General features: G+C 59.0%; 15 protein-coding genes and 6 pseudogenes. 13 read left to right on the top strand and 8 right to left on the bottom strand.

The window, feature by feature from the left end:
* The 3 genes from AC5ZGW_RS41200 to AC5ZGW_RS41190 all read left to right on the top strand — a co-directional run.
* On the top strand, nt 1-264 hold a 264-nt coding region (locus AC5ZGW_RS41200), incomplete at its 5' end, for a hypothetical protein (RefSeq protein ID WP_496114089.1).
* 59 nt (nt 265-323) lie between these two features.
* Nucleotides 324-461, top strand: coding sequence for a hypothetical protein (locus tag AC5ZGW_RS41195; protein WP_245287665.1), 138 nt, complete (start codon nt 324-326; stop codon nt 459-461).
* 247 nt (nt 462-708) lie between these two features.
* The gene (locus AC5ZGW_RS41190) at nt 709-1,026 is read left to right on the top strand and encodes a hypothetical protein (RefSeq protein ID WP_207231136.1); all 318 of its coding nucleotides are present in this window, start codon (nt 709-711) and stop codon (nt 1,024-1,026) included.
* Between the two features lie 298 nt (nt 1,027-1,324).
* On the opposite strand, the gene AC5ZGW_RS41185 is transcribed toward AC5ZGW_RS41190, so the two are convergent.
* Nucleotides 1,325-3,331, bottom strand: coding sequence for a hypothetical protein (locus AC5ZGW_RS41185; RefSeq protein ID WP_165421299.1), 2,007 nt, complete (start codon nt 3,329-3,331; stop codon nt 1,325-1,327).
* Between the two features lie 596 nt (nt 3,332-3,927).
* Here AC5ZGW_RS41185 and AC5ZGW_RS41180 point away from each other — a divergent pair.
* From AC5ZGW_RS41180 to AC5ZGW_RS41155, 6 genes and pseudogenes are all read left to right on the top strand, one after another.
* A pseudogene (locus AC5ZGW_RS41180) lies at nt 3,928-4,530 on the top strand (MBL fold metallo-hydrolase); the annotation flags it as partial.
* Between the two features lie 25 nt (nt 4,531-4,555).
* Entirely contained in the window at nt 4,556-4,963 is a 408-nt protein-coding gene (locus tag AC5ZGW_RS41175) for a hypothetical protein (protein ID WP_051397283.1), read from the top strand.
* The gene (locus tag AC5ZGW_RS41170) at nt 4,960-5,193 is read left to right on the top strand and encodes a hypothetical protein (RefSeq protein ID WP_035692697.1); all 234 of its coding nucleotides are present in this window, start codon (nt 4,960-4,962) and stop codon (nt 5,191-5,193) included. The genes AC5ZGW_RS41175 and AC5ZGW_RS41170 overlap by 4 nt, the downstream gene beginning before the upstream one ends.
* Entirely contained in the window at nt 5,193-5,375 is a 183-nt protein-coding gene (locus AC5ZGW_RS41165; RefSeq protein ID WP_028168835.1) for a terminase small subunit, read from the top strand. The genes AC5ZGW_RS41170 and AC5ZGW_RS41165 overlap by 1 nt, the downstream gene beginning before the upstream one ends.
* 116 nt (nt 5,376-5,491) lie before the next feature.
* Nucleotides 5,492-6,432 (top strand): annotated as a pseudogene (locus AC5ZGW_RS41160) (IS110 family RNA-guided transposase); the annotation flags it as partial.
* Nucleotides 6,433-6,603: 171 nt separating this feature from the next.
* Nucleotides 6,604-6,849, top strand: a complete 246-nt coding sequence (locus AC5ZGW_RS41155) for a hypothetical protein (protein ID WP_165435560.1) — start codon at nt 6,604-6,606, stop codon at nt 6,847-6,849.
* 65 nt (nt 6,850-6,914) lie between these two features.
* On the opposite strand, the gene AC5ZGW_RS41150 is transcribed toward AC5ZGW_RS41155, so the two are convergent.
* Together AC5ZGW_RS41150 and AC5ZGW_RS41145 are read right to left on the bottom strand one after the other, a co-directional pair.
* On the bottom strand, nt 6,915-7,181 hold the full coding sequence (locus AC5ZGW_RS41150) for a type 2 periplasmic-binding domain-containing protein (RefSeq protein ID WP_349645126.1): 267 nt from the start codon (nt 7,179-7,181) through the stop codon (nt 6,915-6,917).
* Between the two features lie 31 nt (nt 7,182-7,212).
* Complete coding sequence (locus AC5ZGW_RS41145) at nt 7,213-7,776, bottom strand: LysR family transcriptional regulator (protein ID WP_496114090.1); 564 nt, start codon at nt 7,774-7,776, stop codon at nt 7,213-7,215.
* A 623-nt stretch (nt 7,777-8,399) separates the two neighbouring features.
* Between AC5ZGW_RS41145 and AC5ZGW_RS41140 the strand changes: the two genes are divergently transcribed.
* The gene (locus tag AC5ZGW_RS41140) at nt 8,400-9,821 is read left to right on the top strand and encodes a hypothetical protein (protein WP_207231137.1); all 1,422 of its coding nucleotides are present in this window, start codon (nt 8,400-8,402) and stop codon (nt 9,819-9,821) included.
* Between the two features lie 133 nt (nt 9,822-9,954).
* On the opposite strand, the pseudogene AC5ZGW_RS41135 reads toward AC5ZGW_RS41140, so the two are convergent.
* From AC5ZGW_RS41135 to AC5ZGW_RS41115, 5 genes and pseudogenes are all read right to left on the bottom strand, one after another.
* A pseudogene (locus AC5ZGW_RS41135) lies at nt 9,955-10,734 on the bottom strand (IS701 family transposase); the annotation flags it as partial.
* 687 nt (nt 10,735-11,421) lie between these two features.
* On the bottom strand, nt 11,422-12,174 hold the full coding sequence (locus tag AC5ZGW_RS41130; RefSeq protein WP_283813326.1) for a glycoside hydrolase family 127 protein: 753 nt from the start codon (nt 12,172-12,174) through the stop codon (nt 11,422-11,424).
* A pseudogene (locus tag AC5ZGW_RS41125) lies at nt 12,155-12,573 on the bottom strand (beta-L-arabinofuranosidase domain-containing protein); the annotation flags it as partial. The pseudogene AC5ZGW_RS41125 and the gene AC5ZGW_RS41130, both read right to left, overlap by 20 nt.
* Nucleotides 12,552-13,385: a beta-L-arabinofuranosidase domain-containing protein gene (locus tag AC5ZGW_RS41120; RefSeq protein ID WP_207231139.1), complete on the bottom strand. Its 834-nt coding sequence runs from the start codon at nt 13,383-13,385 to the stop codon at nt 12,552-12,554. The gene AC5ZGW_RS41120 and the pseudogene AC5ZGW_RS41125, both read right to left, overlap by 22 nt.
* Before the next feature lie 278 nt (nt 13,386-13,663).
* Nucleotides 13,664-15,688, bottom strand: a pseudogene (locus AC5ZGW_RS41115) (prolyl oligopeptidase family serine peptidase).
* A 1,009-nt stretch (nt 15,689-16,697) separates the two neighbouring features.
* Between AC5ZGW_RS41115 and AC5ZGW_RS41110 the strand changes: the two are divergent.
* From AC5ZGW_RS41110 to AC5ZGW_RS41100, 3 genes and pseudogenes are all read left to right on the top strand, one after another.
* Nucleotides 16,698-19,308: pseudogene (locus tag AC5ZGW_RS41110) on the top strand (PAS domain S-box protein).
* Nucleotides 19,305-19,985, top strand: coding sequence for a response regulator transcription factor (locus tag AC5ZGW_RS41105; protein ID WP_028168833.1), 681 nt, complete (start codon nt 19,305-19,307; stop codon nt 19,983-19,985). The pseudogene AC5ZGW_RS41110 and the gene AC5ZGW_RS41105 overlap by 4 nt, the downstream one beginning before the upstream one ends.
* A gap of 91 nt (nt 19,986-20,076) precedes the next feature.
* Nucleotides 20,077-20,466 carry a response regulator transcription factor gene (locus AC5ZGW_RS41100; protein WP_028168832.1) on the top strand — a complete coding sequence of 130 codons (390 nt, stop codon included), beginning with the start codon at nt 20,077-20,079 and terminating at the stop codon, nt 20,464-20,466.
* Nucleotides 20,467-20,943: the final 477 nt, after the last annotated feature.

Here is a 20,943-nt window from a genome sequence, read left to right as displayed (position 1 = left end):
GTGAGCTCGCGCCGCGCACCCATGCTGATCCGTCCTGCCATCGGCGACACCGATCCGATTCGGTATCGCCGCCCCAATCCTGACGGTCAGTTCTCCGGTAACATCCTTGGTGAGGCAATGCGCCCCCATCGGCTTCCAACGTTGACCCCATACGTGATGGATTTTTCGCCGACGGTCCAAGGGTTTCGTCATTACTGGCCGGGGTCAACCTTCGGCGCCGATAAGGGGTCAAACAGCGCGCCGAATGACACTTCGAGGAGCTAACCGGGGATCACGCGCGTGAGGATGAATGGTCTGGGCCGCACGGATTTGCCATCGGCGGCATGATGCAGGCCAACACTGCTTCCCTTGCCGAAGAATATTTCGCGGCGGCCAATGAGCTGGTGGATAGGATTAGGGAGAAGCGCATTGCGGACTACCAGATAGGCAACGCCGCGCTATTCCTCTTCCTCCGCCAATAGCACGCGTTCTTTGCGGGCATGGACAGTCAACTTGAAACGGATGCGCACGAGCGCAAGGCGAGTCATTCGATGCACGATGCCGGGCGGCCATGGGTTGTCGGCGGCATCCGCATCCGCCCTGCCAACGGCAGCACGCTCATGGCGACGGTGGGCAGCATCGACAAGTACATGGAGCGCCACGTCATCGGTGCGGGCAAGGAGAAGTATCCCGACAACGCTCTGTCGGTCCGCGCGAAGCGAGATAGCCGTGGCCGTCTCGCTTCTGATCAAGCCCTACGGATCGATTGGCAGTGCGCCGGTGCATACCGTTGTGCGCCGCCAGTTGAAGCGCATGGACGGTCAGAAGCGGAAGCCGTTCCAGATCGTGAGCAACGGCAAGGTGCTGATCGTGCGTCGTCGCACGAAGAAGCGGCTGCCGCTGCAAACGCTCGCGGTGCTTCAGGGCAGTGCGACGATCAATGAGCATTGGGATTTTCTCGGGACCGTGTCGGGCGTCGTCCAGGCGCGCTTCCCGCAGCACTTCTATCGCGCGGTGGTCTGCAGCGACGCGATAGAGGGTCCATGAGCGAATCGACTCCACCGCCCCTTTGGTCGGGAAGGTTCATGAGCGAAATGACTCCCCCTCGTAATAGACGACGCACGGTTCTACTCGCGCTCGCGATCTCGGCATCTTGAGCCCGACGGTCCCCATGGCTCTGGCCGATGAACTGCACAGCGACCAAGATAACTCTTTGCAGAAAATGCAAACAACTCGGACTACGGCCATACCAGCGATGTCAGCCCCTTCGACCAAGACCTCGGGCCTGCTAAGGATCAGCGCGCCGCATTACTGTGCTGGGGCGGACGTCATCGACGGGATCGTGTCAGGCAGTGTCGCGCCGATCATTCGCTACATGCGTGGATGGCGCATCGAGTGCATGATTGTCCCGTCGCCCGTGAAGCTCGTCATGCAACTGTTTTTCCAGTCGCTGAAGCTCCTCTGAAGGGTCGGAGACTGCTGACGGCATGGCTTCATCATCCAGATGATCCAGCACTCGCCGAAGCTCTCCCTGAGGGAGCTGCTCTGAATGGAATGCGGCTTGCGCCTGAATGAAAGCCGACGGGGCGGGGTGATCATCTCGCCTTTCGTGAAGCTCCTCTGCGGATTCGGCATCAAGCAGTCGCCGAAGCTCCCCTGGAGAGAACTGCTCGGGATCAAAAGTAAACTCTTCCGGATCGATGGAGAACGACAGAGCAGGATGATTGTCTCCTAGTCCGTGAAGCTCGTCATGCAACTCTTTTTCCAGTCGCTGAAGCTCCTCTGAAGGGTCGGAGACTGCTGACGGCATGGCTTCATCATCCAGATGATCCAGCACTCGCCGAAGCTCTCCCTGAGGGAGCTGCTCTGAATGGAATGCGGCTTGCGCTTGAATGAAAGCCGACGGGGCGGAGTGTTCATCTCGCCTTTCCTGAAGCTCCTCTGCTGGCTCGTCATCAAGCGGTCGCAGAAGGTCCTCTAGAGAGAACAGCTCGGGATCCAAAGTAAGGTCTTCCGAATCGATGGAAAACGACAGAGCAGAATGATTGTCTCCTAGTCCGTGACGCTCGTCATGCAATTGTTTTTCCAGTCGCTGAAGCTCTCCCTGCGGGAGCTGCTCTAAACGGAATGCGGCTTGCGCCTGCATGAAAGCCGATACGGCGGGGTGACCGTCCTGTTCTTCCTGAAGCTCCTCTAGCCGAGTACCCGCTTGGTGCGGCACGCTGTGCTGCGCAGCGGCGTCGTCGATGCGCCGCGGTTCCATCAGCGCCGCGGTTTCGGGATTGATGAGGGCGACGTTCTGGGGGGAAGGATTAAGCTCAGCGCGAGGGCCGCCGGGTTTCTTGGGCACGACCACTCCCGTCGCCCGCAAGGTGCGGAAATACTCTAAGGATCTAAGGAGTTTCGCAGTATTCCCTCCGGGGTATTTGTGTATGGCACCATCGTCGATCAGCGACTTGCTGTCCAGCCGAGCAACAATGCCCGGTCGGTTATCTTTGAACAGCCAACGGCTATAGTTAATGAGGCGGCTTCCATGCTCATGCGCCCCTTGGCTGCTCATGCCGCCCTCTATGAGGGCGTGCTCAAGCTTCAGGACGACAGCAGCATCCTCGGAATAAAGAGGCCGCTTATCCGGATGCCCTCGGACTATGACGCCTGTTGCTGCAACCCGCGGTGCACCGCTACTTTCTGCTGAAGCGGCGTTCGCGCTTGACTGTCGGTATATCACAACCTCTTCAAGATCGGGCAGCGCCCTCTGTCTCTTCGCTGCTCTCGATTGAGCCGCGTCATGCTCATGATTGATAAGGACCCCTTCGCTTGGCAGGAGATTGCTCCTGGCGCGTGCATCCGTCCTTTCGCCAAGGGATTGTTGGACATCGTTAGATGCGTCTTTCCCTGAGGAGAGCGCGCGCGGTTCCTCGCGAGAAACTAAATGACTGGTGCCATGATACGCACGAAGGACGGCCACCGCTTTCTTCATTTTGTTGTCTTTCGGAAAGAAAGTAGTTGCGTGCTCGAGCAGGGACTTGTGGTTTGCTAGATCGGTCGTCTGGCCGCGAGCGCGGAGATCATTCCCAAGTCGACGAAGTGCCTGAGTATAGCCTCTAACCGTTTCAGGTTTTGGCTTTTTCTGAGCCGCATATTGAGTGATCACGCTATCGATAAAGTTCCGGTCTTTTGTAGACAGATGTGGATAGCTGGAGGGCCTGCTGGCAACGGGAGCGGCCTGGCTTGCCTGGGCCAAGTGCTGCTCAAATTGGCGGGCCTGGCCCGTCTGCGGCTCTTCCGAAGCGGCGTGCTGCACCTGCGACGAAGCTGCCACATTAAATGGATCAAAGTCTTGCGGGTCCACGTTAGCCTCACGTTCAAGATTACCTGAGCAGGTCTCCTACTGTGGGAAGCTGTCGAGAACCTGACGTGGCCATGGTCACGCAGCGTTCGCACCCGCCAACCTCGGAACCGACATCGCTCGGGATCAGCATCCATGATCTAGCTCTTCGCACCTCTTGCCGGCTTCGAGCATCTCGCAGAGTTGTAACACTTTGGGTCCTGCCAGGGCCCTTCCCCATGCGGGTGACGCGCGACCGCCCGATATCGCTAGATACAAAATTTCAAAAGGCGCTTTCTGTTCTCGGGTCGGTTGCAGGATGGGGGCCCCAGGCGGACCCGGAAAACATCGAACTGGCGATTTTTGACGGGCGAAATTGATATTTTGGTCCGGCGTCGTCCGGCGGACTGAGGGGATACCGAAACGCGCTCGAAAGAAACAATACCGATTGAGACCGTATAGATCCAATCGGAGCCTTCCTTTCATGATCGTTATCGGCCTCAAGGGCTTTATCGGGTCCGGCAAGACCACCGTGGCCCGCCATCTCATCGAGCGCCACGGGTTTGTGCGCGGCCGGTTCGCTGGCGCGCTGAAGGACATGCTGCGCGCCTACCTTCGCTACCCTCGACGTCGTCGTCCAGATGCTCGCGGGCTTGTGGGGAGAAGGGCGTGCGCCCGTTCCGCTAGATCTCGTTCCGCTGGCGACCGGCCAGGTTCTCGACGCCGGCGCCTTCACGATCGGGTGCTTTCCGATCCCCCACCGCGACACAGACAGCTTCGGGTTTTCCTTCGAAAGTAAGGTCCGTCGCCATCTTCGGCCAGACCGCCTTTCGGCCCTCGGGGTGCCGGACGGTCCCGTGCGCAAGGAGCTGGCGGAAGGAAGGCCCGTTACACTCGCGGATGGCAAGACGATCGATCCCGAAGACGTCCTCGGGCCGCCGGAGGGACGCAAGAAGCTTGTCATCGTTGGCGATACCGAGACTGTCGATGGCCTGGCTGAGCACGTTGGCGATGCCGACGTGCTGGTGATCGAGGCGACTTTTCTCCAACGCGATGCGTCCATCGCCCGCGATTACGGGCATCTTACCGCGGCCGAAGCCGCCACGCTCGCGGCAACGACGGGCGTCAGGCTGCTCATTCTGACACACATTTCCGGTCGCTATCATGATGAGGAAATATTGGCCGAGGCGAGCAAGAGGTTCGCGAACACTCGAGTATCGGCACTGCGACGAAGCCACCATCGAGCGCATGATCGAGGGCGATCTGAAAGAGAAGCCGACGCCCTGGCTGGGTGGCCGGTCGCCCCGACACGCGATGGAAGGGCTCGGTGGTCTTTGGGGCCGCGACCATATGGGTTCGGACTTCTGGATCGGCACCGAGACCGACAAACTCTACATCGAGACCCCGAAGCGCGTCGTCTTCGAGGATGTGAGGCACGCCAATGAGGGCGAAGCCATCGACCGCATGGGTGGATGGGTCATCGAGATCGTCCGCCCCGGCCTTATCCCGCAGGATCATTTCACCGAGAAGGCCGAGCTTGAAGTCAAGGCGCATCGGTCGGTCCTCAACTACCAAGGCGACATGGCGTCCACCTTCCGCCAGATGGACATCGTCGTCGCTGATCTCGCTGCTCGGGCGGATCGGGGGCTCGCATGAAGCTGTCCCAGGCATGCGACTTCGAGCGCCTTCTGAAGCGACGCGACGAGCTGTGCGGAGCGCGCCGCATTGCAGATCACGGCGATGGTCTCGGCGTGACGATCAGGGGCACGTATCAGGACGCCGAGATGGTCGCAGCGGTCAAGGCCGCCGTTGTCGCCGAGCTTAATCGGCGCATCGCGGCCATCGACACCGAACTGACCGCTATGGGCGTCGAGATCGACGAATAATGGGCAAGGTCGTCAACCGGCAAGAGCTTGCGGACATCTTCGGCTATTCGCTGCCGACGATTTCCGCATGGGTCGAGAACGGAATGCCGGTCAAATCTCATGGTGGTCGGGGCAAGCAGTTCGAGTTCGACACTGAGGACGTGCTGAAGTGGCTAAAGCCCTCGGAGCCGTGTGGCCGATAAGCGGTCGGTATCGGGCGAAGCGGACATCGACGAAGATTTATGATGGGGTGGACGCCCCGCCGACGGCATCGATGTGCCAAAGTGGAGGTGTTTAGCACCACTTAAGGGAGGCGTCCGTGTTGCAGGTTAGCACAATCGGTCTGGATATCGCTAAGCATGTTTTCCACGTTCATGGAGCGGACGGGAAAGGACGGGCTGTATTCAGCAAACGGATCAGCCGAGGAAAGCTCTTGGATTTCTTCGCAGCCCAGCCGCGTTGCACGGTAGCTTTAAAGGCATGTGGCGGAGCCCATCACTGGGCGCGTCAGCTCACCCAGCTTGGCCATGAAGTTCGGCTGATCCCGCCCGCCTATGTAAAACCGTTCGTGAAGCGGCAAAAGAACGACGCGATCGATGCCGAGGCGATCTGCGAAGCGGCGCAGCGGCCGAGCATGCGGTTCGTGGCCGTGAAGAGCGAACAGCAACAGGCGGCGGGTCTGGTGTTTCGGACCCGTGATCTGTTAGTGCGGCAGCGAACCCAGCTCATCAACGCGATCCGGGGTCACCTCACTGAATATGGTTGGATTGCACCCAAGGGGCCGTCGCATGTGGCGACGCTTGCCGATCTGATCGAGGAGGAAGCGATGGCCAGTTCGCTTCCCGAAGCGGCCCGCACCATGTTCCGAGTGATGTTGGACCTGTTCGCCGGCCTCAACGGCAAGATCGCGGGTCTCGACAAGGAGATCGCGCGACGCGCTCGCGAGGACGAAGTATCGCGCAGGCTGATGACCGTTCCTGGCATCGGCCCGATCTCCGCCACCGCGATCGCCGCTCTAGCACCGCCGGCCGAGACTTTTGCCAAAGGTCGTGACTTCGCGGCCTGGCTCGGTCTCACGCCCCTTCAAAGATCGACGGACGGCAAGCAGAAGCTCGGCGTGACATCCAAGATGGGCGAACGCACGCTCAGGCGCCTACTCATCATCGGCAGTAGCGCCGTTGTCAGCAGGCAAGCAAACCGGGCGCGCCGAAGGGTTCGTGGCTCGAACAGATGCTGGCTCGCAAACCGCGTATGCTGGTACCCTCGCGCGCGTCGCAACGAAGCTTCCAGCCGCGCCTTCTCCTTATCCCAACGCGCCTCTTCGGCTTGCGCTCGCGCCTCGAGAACCTCGACCTCAGCTCGAATGTCGGCAGCATTCTTTTCGTGCTTCTGACGAGCTGCGTCCAAGGCGGCTTGCGCTTTGTCGATGGCGTGCTGCCGTCGCTCGCGCTTCTTCTGCCGAGCCGCCTCTTCCTTTGCATCCTCGCGCTCGCGTCGCTTCTGTTCCTTCTCAAAAGCGAGTGCGGCCTTCCGGTCGGCTGCCGGATCATTGCTCCGCTTTGCATGCTGCTTCCGCGGCTCGTGGCCGGCGAGCTTAGGGCGGCTCGCCTTCTTCGAACCGTCATCGTCGGTGATATCCGTGGGCAGTTCGGCGTGCTCTTTGAACGGACCGCTTGAGCCAACGGGACGCTTGAGAACAACGCCGGGCGCCGACCTCCTATCTGCGGCAGCTTCCCGCAGCCCTAGCGTTCTGCCAACAGATTGAGGAAACGCTTCAGAGCCGGGTTCTCATTGTCGTCGCGCCAATGCGCGTAGAAGTCCACCCGGCTTGGCTCCGCTCCGTCCTGCAACTCCCGGTACACAAGGCCAGCGAAACTTGCACCAATATCCGATTCCATCACTAGACTGAGCCCCATGCCCATACTCGTCAGACTCTTGATGATGCCAAGGCTTACGTCATGGCGCTCTACGGCGGGGCGATCGTCAGGTAGAACGAGCTTCGAAATCAAGAGATCCTCGAGCTCTCGTCCGGGATCATACTCACTTAGAAGGATCTTTTCGTTTACGCAAATCGGTCCAATAGATGATCTCGCGTGCCGCCAGGCAGTGATCCTGCGGCAGCGAGATCAGAATGCGTTCGCTCCAGAGCAGTAGTGATCTGGTGTCTTTTGAAGGTAGACGTCCAGGGCTAACGACAACGTCGACCGTTCCGTTACGGAGGGCAGTCATCAGACCGAAGCGAGAGCGTTCCATCGTTGCCAATTCGAGCCGTGGTAGCAGCTTCTTGAGCTCACCTATCGTCGCCCGCAAATTCCCGGTCGAAATGGATGTGCAGAAGCCAATGGTAAGGAGACCGGATTCGCCGCGTCCATTGGATACTCCCGTGTCGACGAGCGCATCGACTTGTTCCAAAATCAAACGGGCAATTCGCAGAACTGCTCGGCCAGCGAGAGTGGGCTTGATCCCCCCGCTCGAGCGGTCGAACAGCGAAGTCCCAACCAGATGCTCAAGCTGACCGACGGAACGGCTCAGCACCGTGTGCTTGATCGAAAGCACTTCGGCGGCGCGTCCAAAGCTTCCGTAGTCGCAAGCAGCAACGGCCAGTCGAAGCTGCTGAAGGTCAATAACTCTGGCCGCGTTCCGCCGATCTTCCTAATCTCGATTTCGGTCATGTTCAGAGCTCGATAGCAAACCGCAAAGAACATGACGTCCCCGCTCTAGGCGGGACGTATGTCTCGCTTGTCGCCGCCACGGAGGTAACTTCGACGGTCTCCGCGACGGGCGCCGCGAGCCTCTGTCGCAAGCTATCAACCTCACGACGAAGCCGCCCACCCCCTCACTGTAGGCGGCTTACATTGGCTGGATTCGAGCAGCGATAGGATTATGGCGGCCCGGCGCAAACCCGCTGGATCAGAAACCGCCGCGCAGACCGAATCTCTCGCGAAAGCGACACCTGGAAAAAAGAAGCAGCCGCAGGAGCGTCACCGTAGCGACGGCCCCCAAGAACGGGCCTTTAGGGTGCATGGTTTCGTCAGCTTGCCGAAAGCTAGATCTCCTACATTGAGCCCGGAGATCGGGACGCGATTGTCGCCTGTTTACTAGGGCGCAAGTTGCTCTTTCCGAGGTTCACATGATTCGTGTCTCAAACTTGCGGGCCTCTGTGCTGCTTGCGCCAGATCTGAGCTGGGCTGCATAGATCTGCAGCTTGATTTCGAATGGAGAACGGTATGGACGGCTCGCACTTCAATCCTCGGCAGGTGAACCCATCACTATCAGGATCGGCTCCGCAGAATGCCGAGATTCCGCCGGGTCAAGAGTCGGACGACGCGAGCTCGCAAGCGAGCTTTGAGCAGCTGCTCGAGGAATTGCCGCACGCTTCGTCAGAGGAGAGCGACCAAGGGATCCGGCGCACGGATCTCCTCCGCAGCGACGGCAGCCGAGCGGGGAAGCGCCCGAAAAGTTGGGCGTCGGTCGCATTCCTTCCTGACTCGTCAGCTTCTCGAAAGCCTGAAATGACCCATGCTGGAGGGGAACAGATGAATATCGATCCACCCAACACCGCAAAAGACTCCATTGAAGCTGACGATCTCCTGCGGCAGCGGCAGCGGGCGCAGCAACAGCCGGGCGACCTGAGCGCACAAACCAGCTCACCAGCACACCCGTCCCCGGATCAAGCGAACTTTGAGCAGCAGCTGAGTGAGTTGCGGCCAATCCACCGAACATCGGATTCAGCTGTCGCTTTGATGGATTCCGGGATTGGATCACCCTCGACCATGACGAAAGGCACTCTGAGAGCGTGCGCTATCCAGGAAAGCGAGCGGTGCCCGGCCGCTTCCTTTGTCAGGGGGCGCGCCGAACTTGCCGGATCGCTAACCGGAGCGAACGTTAAGGCGCTAAAGAACGAGATCAAACTCGCTGCGCAGCGAGCAGTACAGTGGCCACGAACCACCGGATCTTGTGCCGGCAGTGTTGACGGCGACCGCATCTTCGACGACGTGGTGGCATCATCGTATCTGCCGCTGCACCGTTTTCAGAACGAGGACATCGATTGCGAGCCCCTCCTAGAGGAGGAGGTGAGTGCCATCGCGCATGTGCGTTCCTTAGCGGATTTGCGTGCTCACGCGACCCCGCATGTTTCAAAGGCTGCTATCTGCTCGGACGACGAAAGAGAGGACGAAATTGATATGGCGCGCCTCGCTGCATGGCATACCAAAGGCCTTAGAGAGAGTGCTTTTGTGTCATTGTGCCAGGACCCCTCACGACTGCTCCTTTCAAAGGACGACAGTGAGAATGGCGCGAAGGCGATTGCAAAGAATGCTAAGAAGCTGCACACCTACACGGTACCAAGCGTCACCGCTTGGCCGATCAAAAAAATCAACGATATTTTAGAGCGTGGGCATGCTCCCGGAGATGAGGAGCTGCGAGATTGGGTGAGGGGAATACCGACCGAGGAGACCGAGGTCTTGTTTCTGGGCGGCAATCTAGCTGACTATCGGACAGCCATCGTAGATAATCCGAACACGGCTGACGCACCGCAAGATGGTCCGCGCATCAAGAAAGCAAGGGTCAGCTCCGATACGCCCGAGATGATGGCGGACTCTCGAACTCTTTGCCCCTCGGATTCCAGCCATCAATCTTCGCAGTCCTGACGAGCTATCGCCTGTGGTCGAATCGGCCGGGGTGGCGCGCCTGCTTTCAGTTATCTGGAAGTCGAGCGTGCCGAACGCGTGCGCGTCCGATCCAGGCGCATCAGCAGTTGAAAGAGGAGCTCGGGCTTGATCACGCGAGCATGTCTTCGGCGGGCGCGACAGGATGTCCGGAATGGACCGCTTGCGGGGACGCCCTCGCATTGCGAGCGGCCAGATCAGCTTGACGCCGACCGGGTCCACCTTCAGGTGACGAGGGATGCCATCGGCCCAGGCCAGCCCGCGTCGTGCCCCCTTGCCGAAACGGCGCACTGAGGCTGTATCCTGTATCGGCCAGCGGAACCGAACCGCACGCCGGCTACCATCGCGCGATCAATCTCGGCCAAAAGCTTGGATCGTGGGGTTCGGTATTCGACTGGTACGCCGCCGCGCTTCAAACTTGCGGTATCGCTGGTCCAACTCTCGGGTAGGAAGAGACGCAATGCGATCATCGCTGGTACTTCACCGCGCACAAGCGTCAGCGACGCCAACGTTGGGCAATTGCCATTTTGCCAACGCCCGAGGCATATTGAGCCGCGACACTGACCGAGTGTTCGCCCCTCTTCGTCAGCGCGGTGTCGTCGATAACCGGCACCGCATCATCGCCGCCGACGAGCCGGTCGGCCTGATTGAGCAGCTCTGTCTCTAACGGCTTCGCATCCCAGACGCCATCAGCGATGAAATGGTGCAGCTGATCGTATTCGCGCGCTGCAGAGCGTTACGCCATCGGTTGAATGTTTTTGCGCTCACCAGGGCCGATCAACCCGGCAATGTAACGCGGACACATCTGTCGCCGCGCCTTATGACCCAAGCGATCCAGGAATGGCTTCAGCCAAGGCTCGAGCTCGTCTTCGCAATCCGGCGTCGCGTTCCCCATGGTCGGCCCTCCAAAAGCCGACTTCCTCTCAATCGTCGAAAAATCGATTCGGGATCTTGAGGGTTCTGTGAGGTCGCGTGGCAGGCGGGAGCCGGGCGCGGTGGCGCGTGCTCATAGAAGCCGGATTGAACGAGCCGCTGCCACGCCCGAGCCGGCGAAATTGAAAACCGATGATCTTAGACGATCGCCAGGCTCAAACGCATGCACAACGGCGCGACGCGGCAGGGATGTTGCTAGTTGGGGTAGGTTGTCGAGGGTATGTGCTGTCAATGGGTTAGGCGTGGCGGAAAGGCCATCCGTGACAACCCTGGCGCGAGAAGCCCGGTAACGGCCTTCAACGAGGGAATTGCAGAGCGGCGCCGCGGCACGTCCCTTGGATGAAGCGATGTCGTTGGTGGTTCTCATTGTTCATCCGACTGCACGGTTCTATTCATTCCAAGCGCCGCCTGCCGATGGCAAGAAGATTGTTGGTTGTTAGCACCACTCCCACTCCAGCAAAAATTCAATGCGCGCCAGCGGCTTGGTTCTATCTTCAAGATCAAATTTGCAAGCTTCCGAGGCCTCAAGCCGCAAAAGCTTGCAATCTCAAAACCGTTGTTGCTAGGAAATTGAATCCGCGATCAAGGCCTAAAGGGCACTTCACGGGCGACGCATTAACTTCACGGACGCGCCACTCAGCCATCGGCGTCAGCGCTCCTTAATCCAAATCCGCATTTCGCCTTCGCCGCGGTTAGCCCAGCTGAACCATGGAATGAATGTCAGCCGCTGCGGTTGTAGCTGTCCAGGCACTTTGTCGTACTGACAAAGTGCCGTTTCTTCAGAATGCGTGTGTTGCAACCGGGACCCATCAGCCTGCAGCAAAATCTTGTCGAAGAGACCAGTACCTTCGACAAGCGAAAACCGGCTTTCTGCAGGAAGCCAAAGGTTGTGTAACTCGGGCCCGTTGTCGGCTTCTTCCACACAATACATCAAAGGGCCGCGCTGGATAGCCACCTTGCCGGCCAAATTGCGAAGTTGCGGATGACCGTATACGCGGCGTACTTGCATCGGCAGCGATAGTTTGACGCGATCTCCCTGCCGCCACGTGCGGTGAATGTGCAAATAGCCCTTACGCGACTCGCAATGGACAGGTTCGCCGTTCAGGCTCACCGCCGGCGCGCTGCACCATTCCGGCAGGCGCAGGGCGAGCGTGTGGGCGATCGGATGTGCAGATTCCACGGCGATTTCCACCTCGTCCCTCCAAGGATAGTTGCCGCTCATGAGCAACCGCAGGCGTATGCCCGCCAACCGATAATGCCACGCTATTGCCAATGTAGAGATTGATGTAGAGCGCGTCGGAGCATGGCGTATAGATGTAATGACCAATCGATGTGAAAAGGCGTGCGATGTTCGGCGGACAGCACGCGCAGCCAAACCAGCGTTGCCGCACCGGCCTGACATGATTGTAGATGCCATTGGACCGCAGCGTTTTGGGATGAACTTCGAGCGGGTTAACATAGAAATAGTGACGCCCATCGAAAGCGATACTGCCCAGAACCGTATTATAGAGCGCGCGCTCCATCACGTCGGCATAGCGACTGTCCACTTCCATCTCCAGCATACGGCGCGCCAACATCATCAGCCCAATCGACGCGCAACTTTCCGCGTACGCGATACGTTCGGCAGATCGTAATCGCTGCTGAACGCTTCGCCGAAGCTTTGCGAGCCGATACCCCCAGTGATATAGATCTGGCGCTGCACTATGTTTTGCCATAGCCGCAGGCAAGCCTGGCGTTGCTGCTCGTTCTGACGCAGACGCGCGAGATGAGCGACCGCAGTCATGAGGTATACAAAACGCACCGCATGCCCGGTTGCAGTCCGCTGTTCCGAAATTGGCAGGTGCGCGCCTGGCTATAGGCCTTATTTTTCACCGTCCAGGGCATGCCATGTGATTTGACGTCGCAGGATTGCCGGCGTTTCTCGTGTTCAATGTCATAGAAGTGCGGCTCGGTGCCCCGTTGCTCCACGAAATAATTGGCTAGCGTCAGATATCGCTGCTCCTGCGTCACTTCGTAGAGGCGCGTCAATGCAAGTTCAATTTCTGGATGGCCATCATAGCCGTGTAGCTGATCGCGCTCCGGGCCGAAAACTGTGGCGAGGTGGTCAGCAAGTCTGCAAACGACGTCCAGCAGGCGTCGTTTGCCAGTAGCCAGAAAGAAAGCGATGCCCGCTTCAATCAAGTGGCCGGCACAGTAAAGCTCATGGCATTCGGCTAGGTTGCTCCAGCGCTCCTGAGGCGCCTTTAGCATGAAATAGGTGTTGAGATAGTCGTCGCCGCATTGGGCGGCCGCAATCAATTCAATCAGCTCATCGGCGGCTTTGTCCAGGTCCGGATTGGGTGTCTGGCACAGCGACCAAGCAGCCGCCTCTAGCCATTTTGCGACATCACTGTCCTGAAAAACCGTGCCGTAGAACTCCCCCTTCGCACGTCCGGCGGCAATACGGAAGTTTTCTACCGCGTGGCTCGGTGTCGCTTGCGGATTGCGGTCGTTGAGCGCGTTCCATTGGTAGGGAATCGCCACTTCCCTCACCAAGTGCTGGCATTTCCCAATCAGCGGATCTGAGACCTGTAGGTCGTGAAGGTTGACTTCGGCCACATCCCGCTGATTCATCTCGTTTCTCCTTCGTGTGGGGCGAACCGGCGCCTAGCTCAGGCAAGCCAGCTCGCCATGATCGTTGTTGAGGTTGCGGCCCCGAAATTGGCGGCTGCGCAATCGTATTCTGCACGCGAACGTTGAAACGCTAGAAATGGAAAAGCTGCCCCCCATGCCGCTGGATGGCGTAGGGCTCATAAAGGGCTGGTCAAACCAAGCTTCTTTCCAATCCCCTACCGCTGAAATGTCATGCAACCATCACGCTGGAGCTTGTGTGATCACAAGCGCCGGTCCGCCTAAGCCTCGCCGTCAAGCCAGCCGATCTTGCTCTTCAGGAATCGAAAGCCCAGCAATCTCGAACCCGGCCCGCTCCCTATTGTCCCGACCGTAACCATGACCGCCCGCCGCAGGCTCGTAGAAATAGGCCTCGTAGCCCATCGCCTGGAGCTTCGCGGCCATCTTGCGCGCGTGTCCGGGATGAACACGATCGTCCCGCCCGCGGTGGCGATCAGGATCGGCGGGTATGTTTGGCCGCGTTTGGCGGCATGATACGCGGAATAGGTCTTGAGCCACTCCCAGTGGTCGAGCTTATCGGGGTCCCCATATCGCAATCCAGCTTGCCCCTTCCAGAAGCTTGGTGTAGCGGCGCATGTCGATCAGCGGGATCGTGTAGACCAGCGCGCCGAAGCGTTCCGGATAGCGCGTCAGCATATTGGTGATGAGGATGCCGCTGTTCGATCCGCCCTGGGCTGCGATCCGCTTCGGCTCCGTGACGCCACGACGCACGAGATCGGCGGCAACGGCAGCGAAGTCGTCGTGCGACAATTTCTTGCCACTGAGACGGCCGGCATCGTGCCAGCGCGTGCCGAACTCGCCACGGCCGCGTAGATGCGCCTGGACCGTGGTGCCGCCGCGCTCGAGCCAAAGCTTGCCAAGCGCTGAATTGTAGGACGGCCTCATCGAGATTCCAAAGCCGCCGTAGCCGCTCATATGGACGGGCGCATCGCCCGTCTCGCCGGCCGGACCGGTCCGTACGTAGGGGATGTGCTCGCCATCAATCGAAATGGCCTCATGTTGGGTGACCACCAGCCCATCCACGGTGAAGGTCTTCGGCGCCTGCTTGAGCACGGTCGGACTGCCGACATTATTCTCGATCAGCATAAGCGAAGCTGGCGTGAGCGGATCCTGGCTATCGACGAGCAGGTCGCCATTGCGTTCGGATGGGTCGCTATCAAGAGGCCAGACCTGGACTATCCCTATGTCGGGAATCCCGCGCAGTCGCGCGCGGCTCCACCCTTTATCGGATGGCGAGCAGATCTCGAAGAACGGCCGCAGTTCGTTGAGGATGGAAAGCACAAGCCTACCGGCACTCCAAAAGAGCCCCTGCAGCGCCCGGCGTGGGCTTGGTTCGAAAAGAACCTCGAACTGACGGTTGCCTTGAAGGAAAGCGGCCAAAGAGATGACGAGCACCGTATCCGCGGCATAGGTCTGCCCTGCCACAGATCAGGGCTCGCGCGGTCTGATGGCGAGCCAGTCGCGATGGGTGGCAGAATTGAAGGCGTCCACCTGATCGACGAACCACAGCCGTGGCGGCACGACGGTGCGCTCGACATTGCAGCCGGCTTCAACATGATCAGCTACGACCTCAAAGATCACTTGCGCTTGATCCGCCTGCGTACCGCGCCGCCATATCCTCACTGTACGCGCATAGCCGGAGGTCGTCGCCATGCCCTGCCTATGAGAGCTCGACAGCACCAGCGTATCGGGATCGAGCCGTTCAACCGCGCTCTTGGCTTCCGGCAAGACGAAGCTATCACCGACAAACGTCTACGTGTCGGTATCGAACTCACGCAGGGCGACGGCATCACTGCCGCCGCGCGATAGGCTCAAAATCGTTCGTCTATGACTCCCCTGCGGCCAGACCGTCGCCCTCAGAAGCCGGTCTTCGCCTTCGCTAACCGCGAGCTGATCGATCTCGAGCAGAGCTTCCCATGACGGCTTTGGCGTGCGAAATTCTTCCAGAGTGGTTCGTCGCAAGAGGCCGCGCGGATTGTTGGCGTCCTTCCAGAGATTGTAGAGATAGCTGCCGCGCCGCCGGACGTAGGGAATATTGTCCGGCCGATCCGATCGTAAATCCAGGTCAGCGCGTCGCGATCCCGCTCGCCAAACACCTGCAGCGTCTTGCCATTCTGCCGCTCAACAAATTTCAGCGCCCGCGCGCCTTCGATCTGTTCCAACCACAGATAGGGATCATCGTCTGGAGCGGAAAGCGTCGGCTTTGCAGGTACTTTGTCGTCGCGTTTGCTTTCACCACGCTTCACTCCATCGCCATTGACGCGCACTCCCGACACAGCACCGCATCAAAGCTTTTCACATATTGCATCCGCAGTTCATTGCGGTGGCGGCCGTCGAGGCTGATTGCCATGTGTCAGTCAATTCCATCAATTGCTGAAGTTGGTAGTTGACTTGGGCGCGCTCTGACGCATTTGGCAGGACCGCACATCCTCAAGGCTTCAACCCCAAACTGCCCGTGGCAACTTCATCTCGATGCGAGCTCGGCTTTCCTTGCCTGGGGGCGACTACCGAGCACCTGGGCGACACCGCCCCACCCCAAGTGGCCGCGCTCACAACGTCCGTACCTCTGGATCAAGGTAAGATCGAGAACTTGGTTGCTGAGGGCCGAGACCGTTCTTGCAGCGCAAAGAGGCGCTTGCGGTACGAGCTACACCGAAATTGCTTTCATCACCCTCGCCGCCGGGCGAATCTGGCTATCAATTGAGTCCACGCGCTGGGGAACCTACCGTGCGGATCCCACGCCGCAACGCGAAAGGGCACGCTCGCGCCCATGCGGCGGCAGAGGCTTAGGATGCTCGCTAACATTCGGCACGGCCCTAACGGCCCCCTTTCAGTCGAACTGCCGGCCTGGCCGTTGCGCTCTGTTGGGGTCCTATGCGCACTGGCCGTATGGGTTCTAAAAAGGGTTTGATGGGCCGCCTCGATCGGCTAGCTTCTCAGGGACACCGTTCTTCGGCGTCATAAAAGTCTGGAAAGTCTGGAAGCGCGGAAGTGGCTAGGCGTACCATCGAAATCTATCGCTCAATTAGCTTAAAATGCGGTCTCATCGCGCAACCGGCAGCGGCGGACCTCAGGACGAGCGGAAGCAAAGCCGAGTCAAAACGTTAGTATAGTTTTCCAGATCCTTGGGATAGGTTATTTATTTAGGCCAGGCTGATTTACCAAGTTCGGGCGCCTTACCAAGTTTGGACCCCTTACCAAGTTCGGACCCTCACGAAGCTCGGACGCTTAGTCGCGCAGCGTGTTTTTGGTGGCATTGTCCTGGCGCTGGTGACAACTTCCTTGTACTTTCATACCCATTTCGCCGCGATGGCGTTCTCTTATTGGTAGTGGTCTTGCGGTTTTCGCTATGGGCAGCCTCATTGTATCTGCCATGCTTTCCATCTTGTCCATCGCTGTTTTGGCCTACTTCTTTACGCCCCCTACTTCCAATCTTGCGTTCGATGCTCCGCAAGATCTTCCGGTGGTTGTGATTCTCTTTGTTGCCTTGCTTGTCGGAACCCACCTCATCCGAAAAGTCCGCCGGGAAAGGGCGGCCACGCTTGAGGCCGCAGCCAAGCTCCGGCGCAGCGAGGTTGAGTTGCGAGATCGAGAGAAATGGTGGCGCGAAGTCTTCGAGCATAACCCGGTCATGTACTTCATGGTCGATGCCGCCGGAACGGTCCTGAACGTGAACACGTTGGGCGCAACACAGCTCGGCTATTCGCCCTCGGAGCTCGTCGGGCATTCCGTTCTGAAGGTCTTTCTGGAAGAAGATCTTACCCTTGTTCGCAAATGCCTTGGGCTGTGCGTTGAAACCGTCGGCCAATCCCACACTTGGGACATCCAGAAGGTCAGGAAGGATGGCGCGGTGCTGTGGGTGCGGGAAAACGCCAAAGCCATGCATTGGGCAGACGACCAGCTCATCATCCTCATCGCCTGCGAAGATATCACCGAGCGAAAGCGGACGGAAACTGCCCTGCGGCGGAGTGAAGCCCATTTGGCCCAGGCGCAGGAATTGAGCCGCACCGGCAGCTTCGGCTGGAACGTCGCCACCGGCGAGGTCATCTGGTCAAAGGAGACCTTTCGCATTTTCCAACACGATCCGGCGACAAAACTGAACCCGCAACTCGTCATTGATCGAGCCCATCCAGAAGATCGGGCTGCCGTGCGACAGACCATTGATCGAGCGCTCCGAAACCTAGAGGATTTCGAGCACGAATACCGACTGCTGTTGCCGGACGGCTCGGTGAAGCACCTCCACGCGCTGGCACGAGCCATTAGAACCGCATCTGGCGATATCGAGTTTGTCGGGGCAGTGACGGACATTACGGCTGCAAAGCAGGCGGAACAACAGCTTCGCCGTAGCGAGGCCTATCTGGCCGAAGCACAGCGTCTCAGTCACACGGGCAGCTGGTCCTGGGACGTCCACCGTCTCGAATTTGTGTATCGCTCCGCCGAAGTCGATCGTCTGTTTGGCTTCGATCCGGAAGAGACTGTATCGATAGAGACCATCCGGTCGCGTATCCATCCAGACGACTTGCCGCAGCTTCGGGAAGTGCCGCGCCAGGCTATCGAAGACAAGGGAGGGCACTTCGAATATGATTTCCGAATCCTTCTTCCAAAAGGCGCGATAAGGCGCATACATTCCGTTGCGCACGCTGTGGTCGGTAGCGATGGCAACGTCAGCGAGCTCATCGGAACGCATATGGATGTCACCGAGCAATACGCAGCTAGGGAACGGCTGGAAAAGGCTCTTGCTGACTTGCGCGAAAGTGAGCAGCGCTTTCGCGACTACGCCGAAACGGCCTCCGACTGGCTCTGGGAGACCGGGCCGGACCACCGGGTCACCCGCTTTTCGGGGCACACCAGCGCAGCAAGCATTTTGGCCACGGGAGTCGTCGGGCTGCTTCGCTGCGAAATTGCGGGCGATGTCGAAGCGGAATCTGAGAAGTGGCGGCAGCATCAGGCGACAGTCGACGCGCGACTTCCATTTCGCGATTTCATCTATCGCACCGTCACCCGGACCGGATCTCCAATTTACGTCCGGACCAGCGGCAAGCCATTCTTTGATGCTGACGGCAATTTCCTCGGCTATCGCGGCGTCAGCACTGACATCACCGCAACCATCCGCGCAGATCAGGCTGAACGAGAACTGCGGAAGGCGCAGGCGGAGCTCGCGCACGTGACACGCGTAACGACGCTGGGCGAGATGACCACCTCCATTGCGCACGAGATAAACCAGCCGCTGGCCGCCATTGTCGCCAATGGCGAGGCTTGTCTGGGTTGGCTTGATCGCGAAACTCCTGATCTTTCCGCCGCGCGCTGCTCAGTGGAATGGATCATCGAGGACGCCATCCGGGCGAGCGAGGTGATTCGCCGCATTCGCACGCTAGCCAAGAAAAGCGAGATCGAGATGGTGCCGCTCAATATCAATGAGATCGTCAAGGAGGTTGTCGCGCTGGTGACTCGCGAGCTGGTCAGCCACCAGGTGTCGTTGCGGACCGAGTTGGCGGCGGCCCTCCCCATGATCCTGGGTGACCGGGTTCAACTGCAACAGGTGATCATGAATCTGGTGATGAACGGGATTGAGGCCATGCAAACAGTCAGAGACCGACCGCGCGAACTGGTGATCCGGTCATCCCAACACGATCTGGGAGGCGTGCACCTCGCCGTGACAGATTGCGGCGTTGGGATCACCGAGGAACACGCTGACCAGGTGTTCAACCCCTTTTTCACCACCAAATCAACCGGCCTTGGAATGGGCCTTTCGATCTGCCGTTCGATCGTGGAGGCTCACGGAGGGAGCCTGTCGATTGCCTGCAAGCAGGAGTCGGGCGCGACGTTTCAATTGGTCCTGCCGTTGCATGAAGAGGTCGTGTCGTGACCGGGCGCTGTGACTCGCCGCGCGGAGGCGCGCAAGCGGAGAAGCCGAGCGGAAGAGCGATCGTCTTCGTGATCGACGACGACGTCTCGATGCGTCGTTCGCTCGCGAATCTTTTTCGATCGGTAGGCTTGGACGTTGTTGCGTTCGGATCGGCGCGAGAAATGCTGCAAGCCAAGCTTCCGGATGTTGCCAGCTGCCTGGTCCTTGACGTCAGGCTACCGGGATTGAGTGGCCTCGAGCTGCAGACTGAGCTCGCCAAGTTGAACCTTCGCATTCCGATCATTTTCATCACTGGTCATGGCGACATTCCCATGACCGTCAAGGCCATGAAGGGCGGAGCGGTCGATTTTCTCACCAAGCCGTTTCGCGATCAGGAGCTGCTTGACGCCGTGGTCGCCGCGACCGAACGGGATCGCAAAAGGCGGGAGGTTGAGAAGACGGTTGCCAACCTGCAGTCCTCGTTTGAGGCCTTAAGCCCACGCGAACAGGCCGTGATGAAACTGGTCACTGCTGGGCTGATGAACAAACAGATAGCCGCAGAGCTCGGGCTGGCCGAAATTACCATCAAGATCTACCGCGGACAGGTAATGAAGAAAATGGGCGCACGGTCGCTGGCCGATTTAATCAGAATGGCTGAGCCCCTGGGAATTCGTCCCAACCGGCCGGAACAAGCCTAAGTATGACTATACAATTTCATCTCTCAAGCCCACCCTTGACCCAGCCGACTATGCTTCGGCAATCGCCTTTTCTGCGTTAGGAGGGGTCGTTTTGTTCACGCCTTCGCTCATTTCCGTGGTCGATGACGACGGCTCCGTCCGTGCTGCCATAAATAATCTTTTGAAATCCCGCGGCTACATAGTCCATACATTTGCATCCGCTGAGGAGTTCTTGCGCTCGCCACACCTGAATGAAACATCGTGTGTGATTGCGGACGTGCAGATGTCCGCTATGAGCGGCTTGGACCTGCTGACACATATGCGGGCCGAAGGTTGCGATGCTCCATTCATTTTCATCACTGCCTTTCCCGATGATCGCGTTCGCGCCCGGGCGCTGAGCGCGGGAGCGATTTGCTTGCTGGCCAAGCCATTCGCAGGACAGCACCTGATCAGGTGCCTACATACCGCACTGGATAAGCATCGCGGCGGAGCTAACGCGTGAGACGATGAGCACGCAGTCTGCTCAGTTCGGTGCTGATCTGTGGGCGGAACCGCGCGCTTCGCAACACCGCAACGTCGATGAAGACCTCGGCCTCGCATCGCAACTCGTAACCAGTCGTTGGCGATCGGGGTCCCCTATTGATATTTTTCCGGTATTCGTCACTGGCTTGCGGCGGGGCTCCATCACCTACGGTCGCGAACGCTTTGAGATTTACGACGAAGCCACTTGCTCGACTAACCTCAGTTTCAACTGGTCGTGGCCACCCTAGAGGCGGCCCATATCTCAGGCATTGCTAACAGCAGCGATGATCTCGGCAGGCGCTCCTGTTCGCGGCGAAAGTTTGACTCTGATGAAGGCGCGCTCCATCACGGTGCTTGGCCCAGATTGCTGAGTGTAACCAGTCGACCGTGAAGAACCCGGATTTCAGCTTGGGAGGAGCTGAAGTCGGCGGATGAGCTGGACGAGGATTTGGCGCAG

It is taken from the genome of Bradyrhizobium sp. Crot121, assembly GCF_059512385.1.
The sequence above is the reverse complement of the archived record's forward strand: the minus strand, read 5'-3'. Positions and strand labels throughout refer to the sequence as shown.

Bases quoted from the DNA above. Each gene is read 5' to 3' on its own strand.
- AC5ZGW_RS41195 (WP_245287665.1), top strand. From the start codon at position 324: ATGATGCAGGCCAACACTGCTTCCCTTGCCGAAGAATATTTCGCGGCG.
- AC5ZGW_RS41175 (WP_051397283.1), top strand. From the start codon at position 4,556: ATGATCGAGGGCGATCTGAAAGAGAAGCCGACGCCCTGGCTGGGTGGC.
- AC5ZGW_RS41170 (WP_035692697.1), top strand. From the start codon at position 4,960: ATGAAGCTGTCCCAGGCATGCGACTTCGAGCGCCTTCTGAAGCGACGC.
- AC5ZGW_RS41165 (WP_028168835.1), top strand. From the start codon at position 5,193: ATGGGCAAGGTCGTCAACCGGCAAGAGCTTGCGGACATCTTCGGCTAT.
- AC5ZGW_RS41140 (WP_207231137.1), top strand. From the start codon at position 8,400: ATGGACGGCTCGCACTTCAATCCTCGGCAGGTGAACCCATCACTATCA.
- AC5ZGW_RS41130 (WP_283813326.1), bottom strand. From the start codon at position 12,174: ATGTCAGGCCGGTGCGGCAACGCTGGTTTGGCTGCGCGTGCTGTCCGC.
- AC5ZGW_RS41120 (WP_207231139.1), bottom strand. From the start codon at position 13,385: ATGAATCAGCGGGATGTGGCCGAAGTCAACCTTCACGACCTACAGGTC.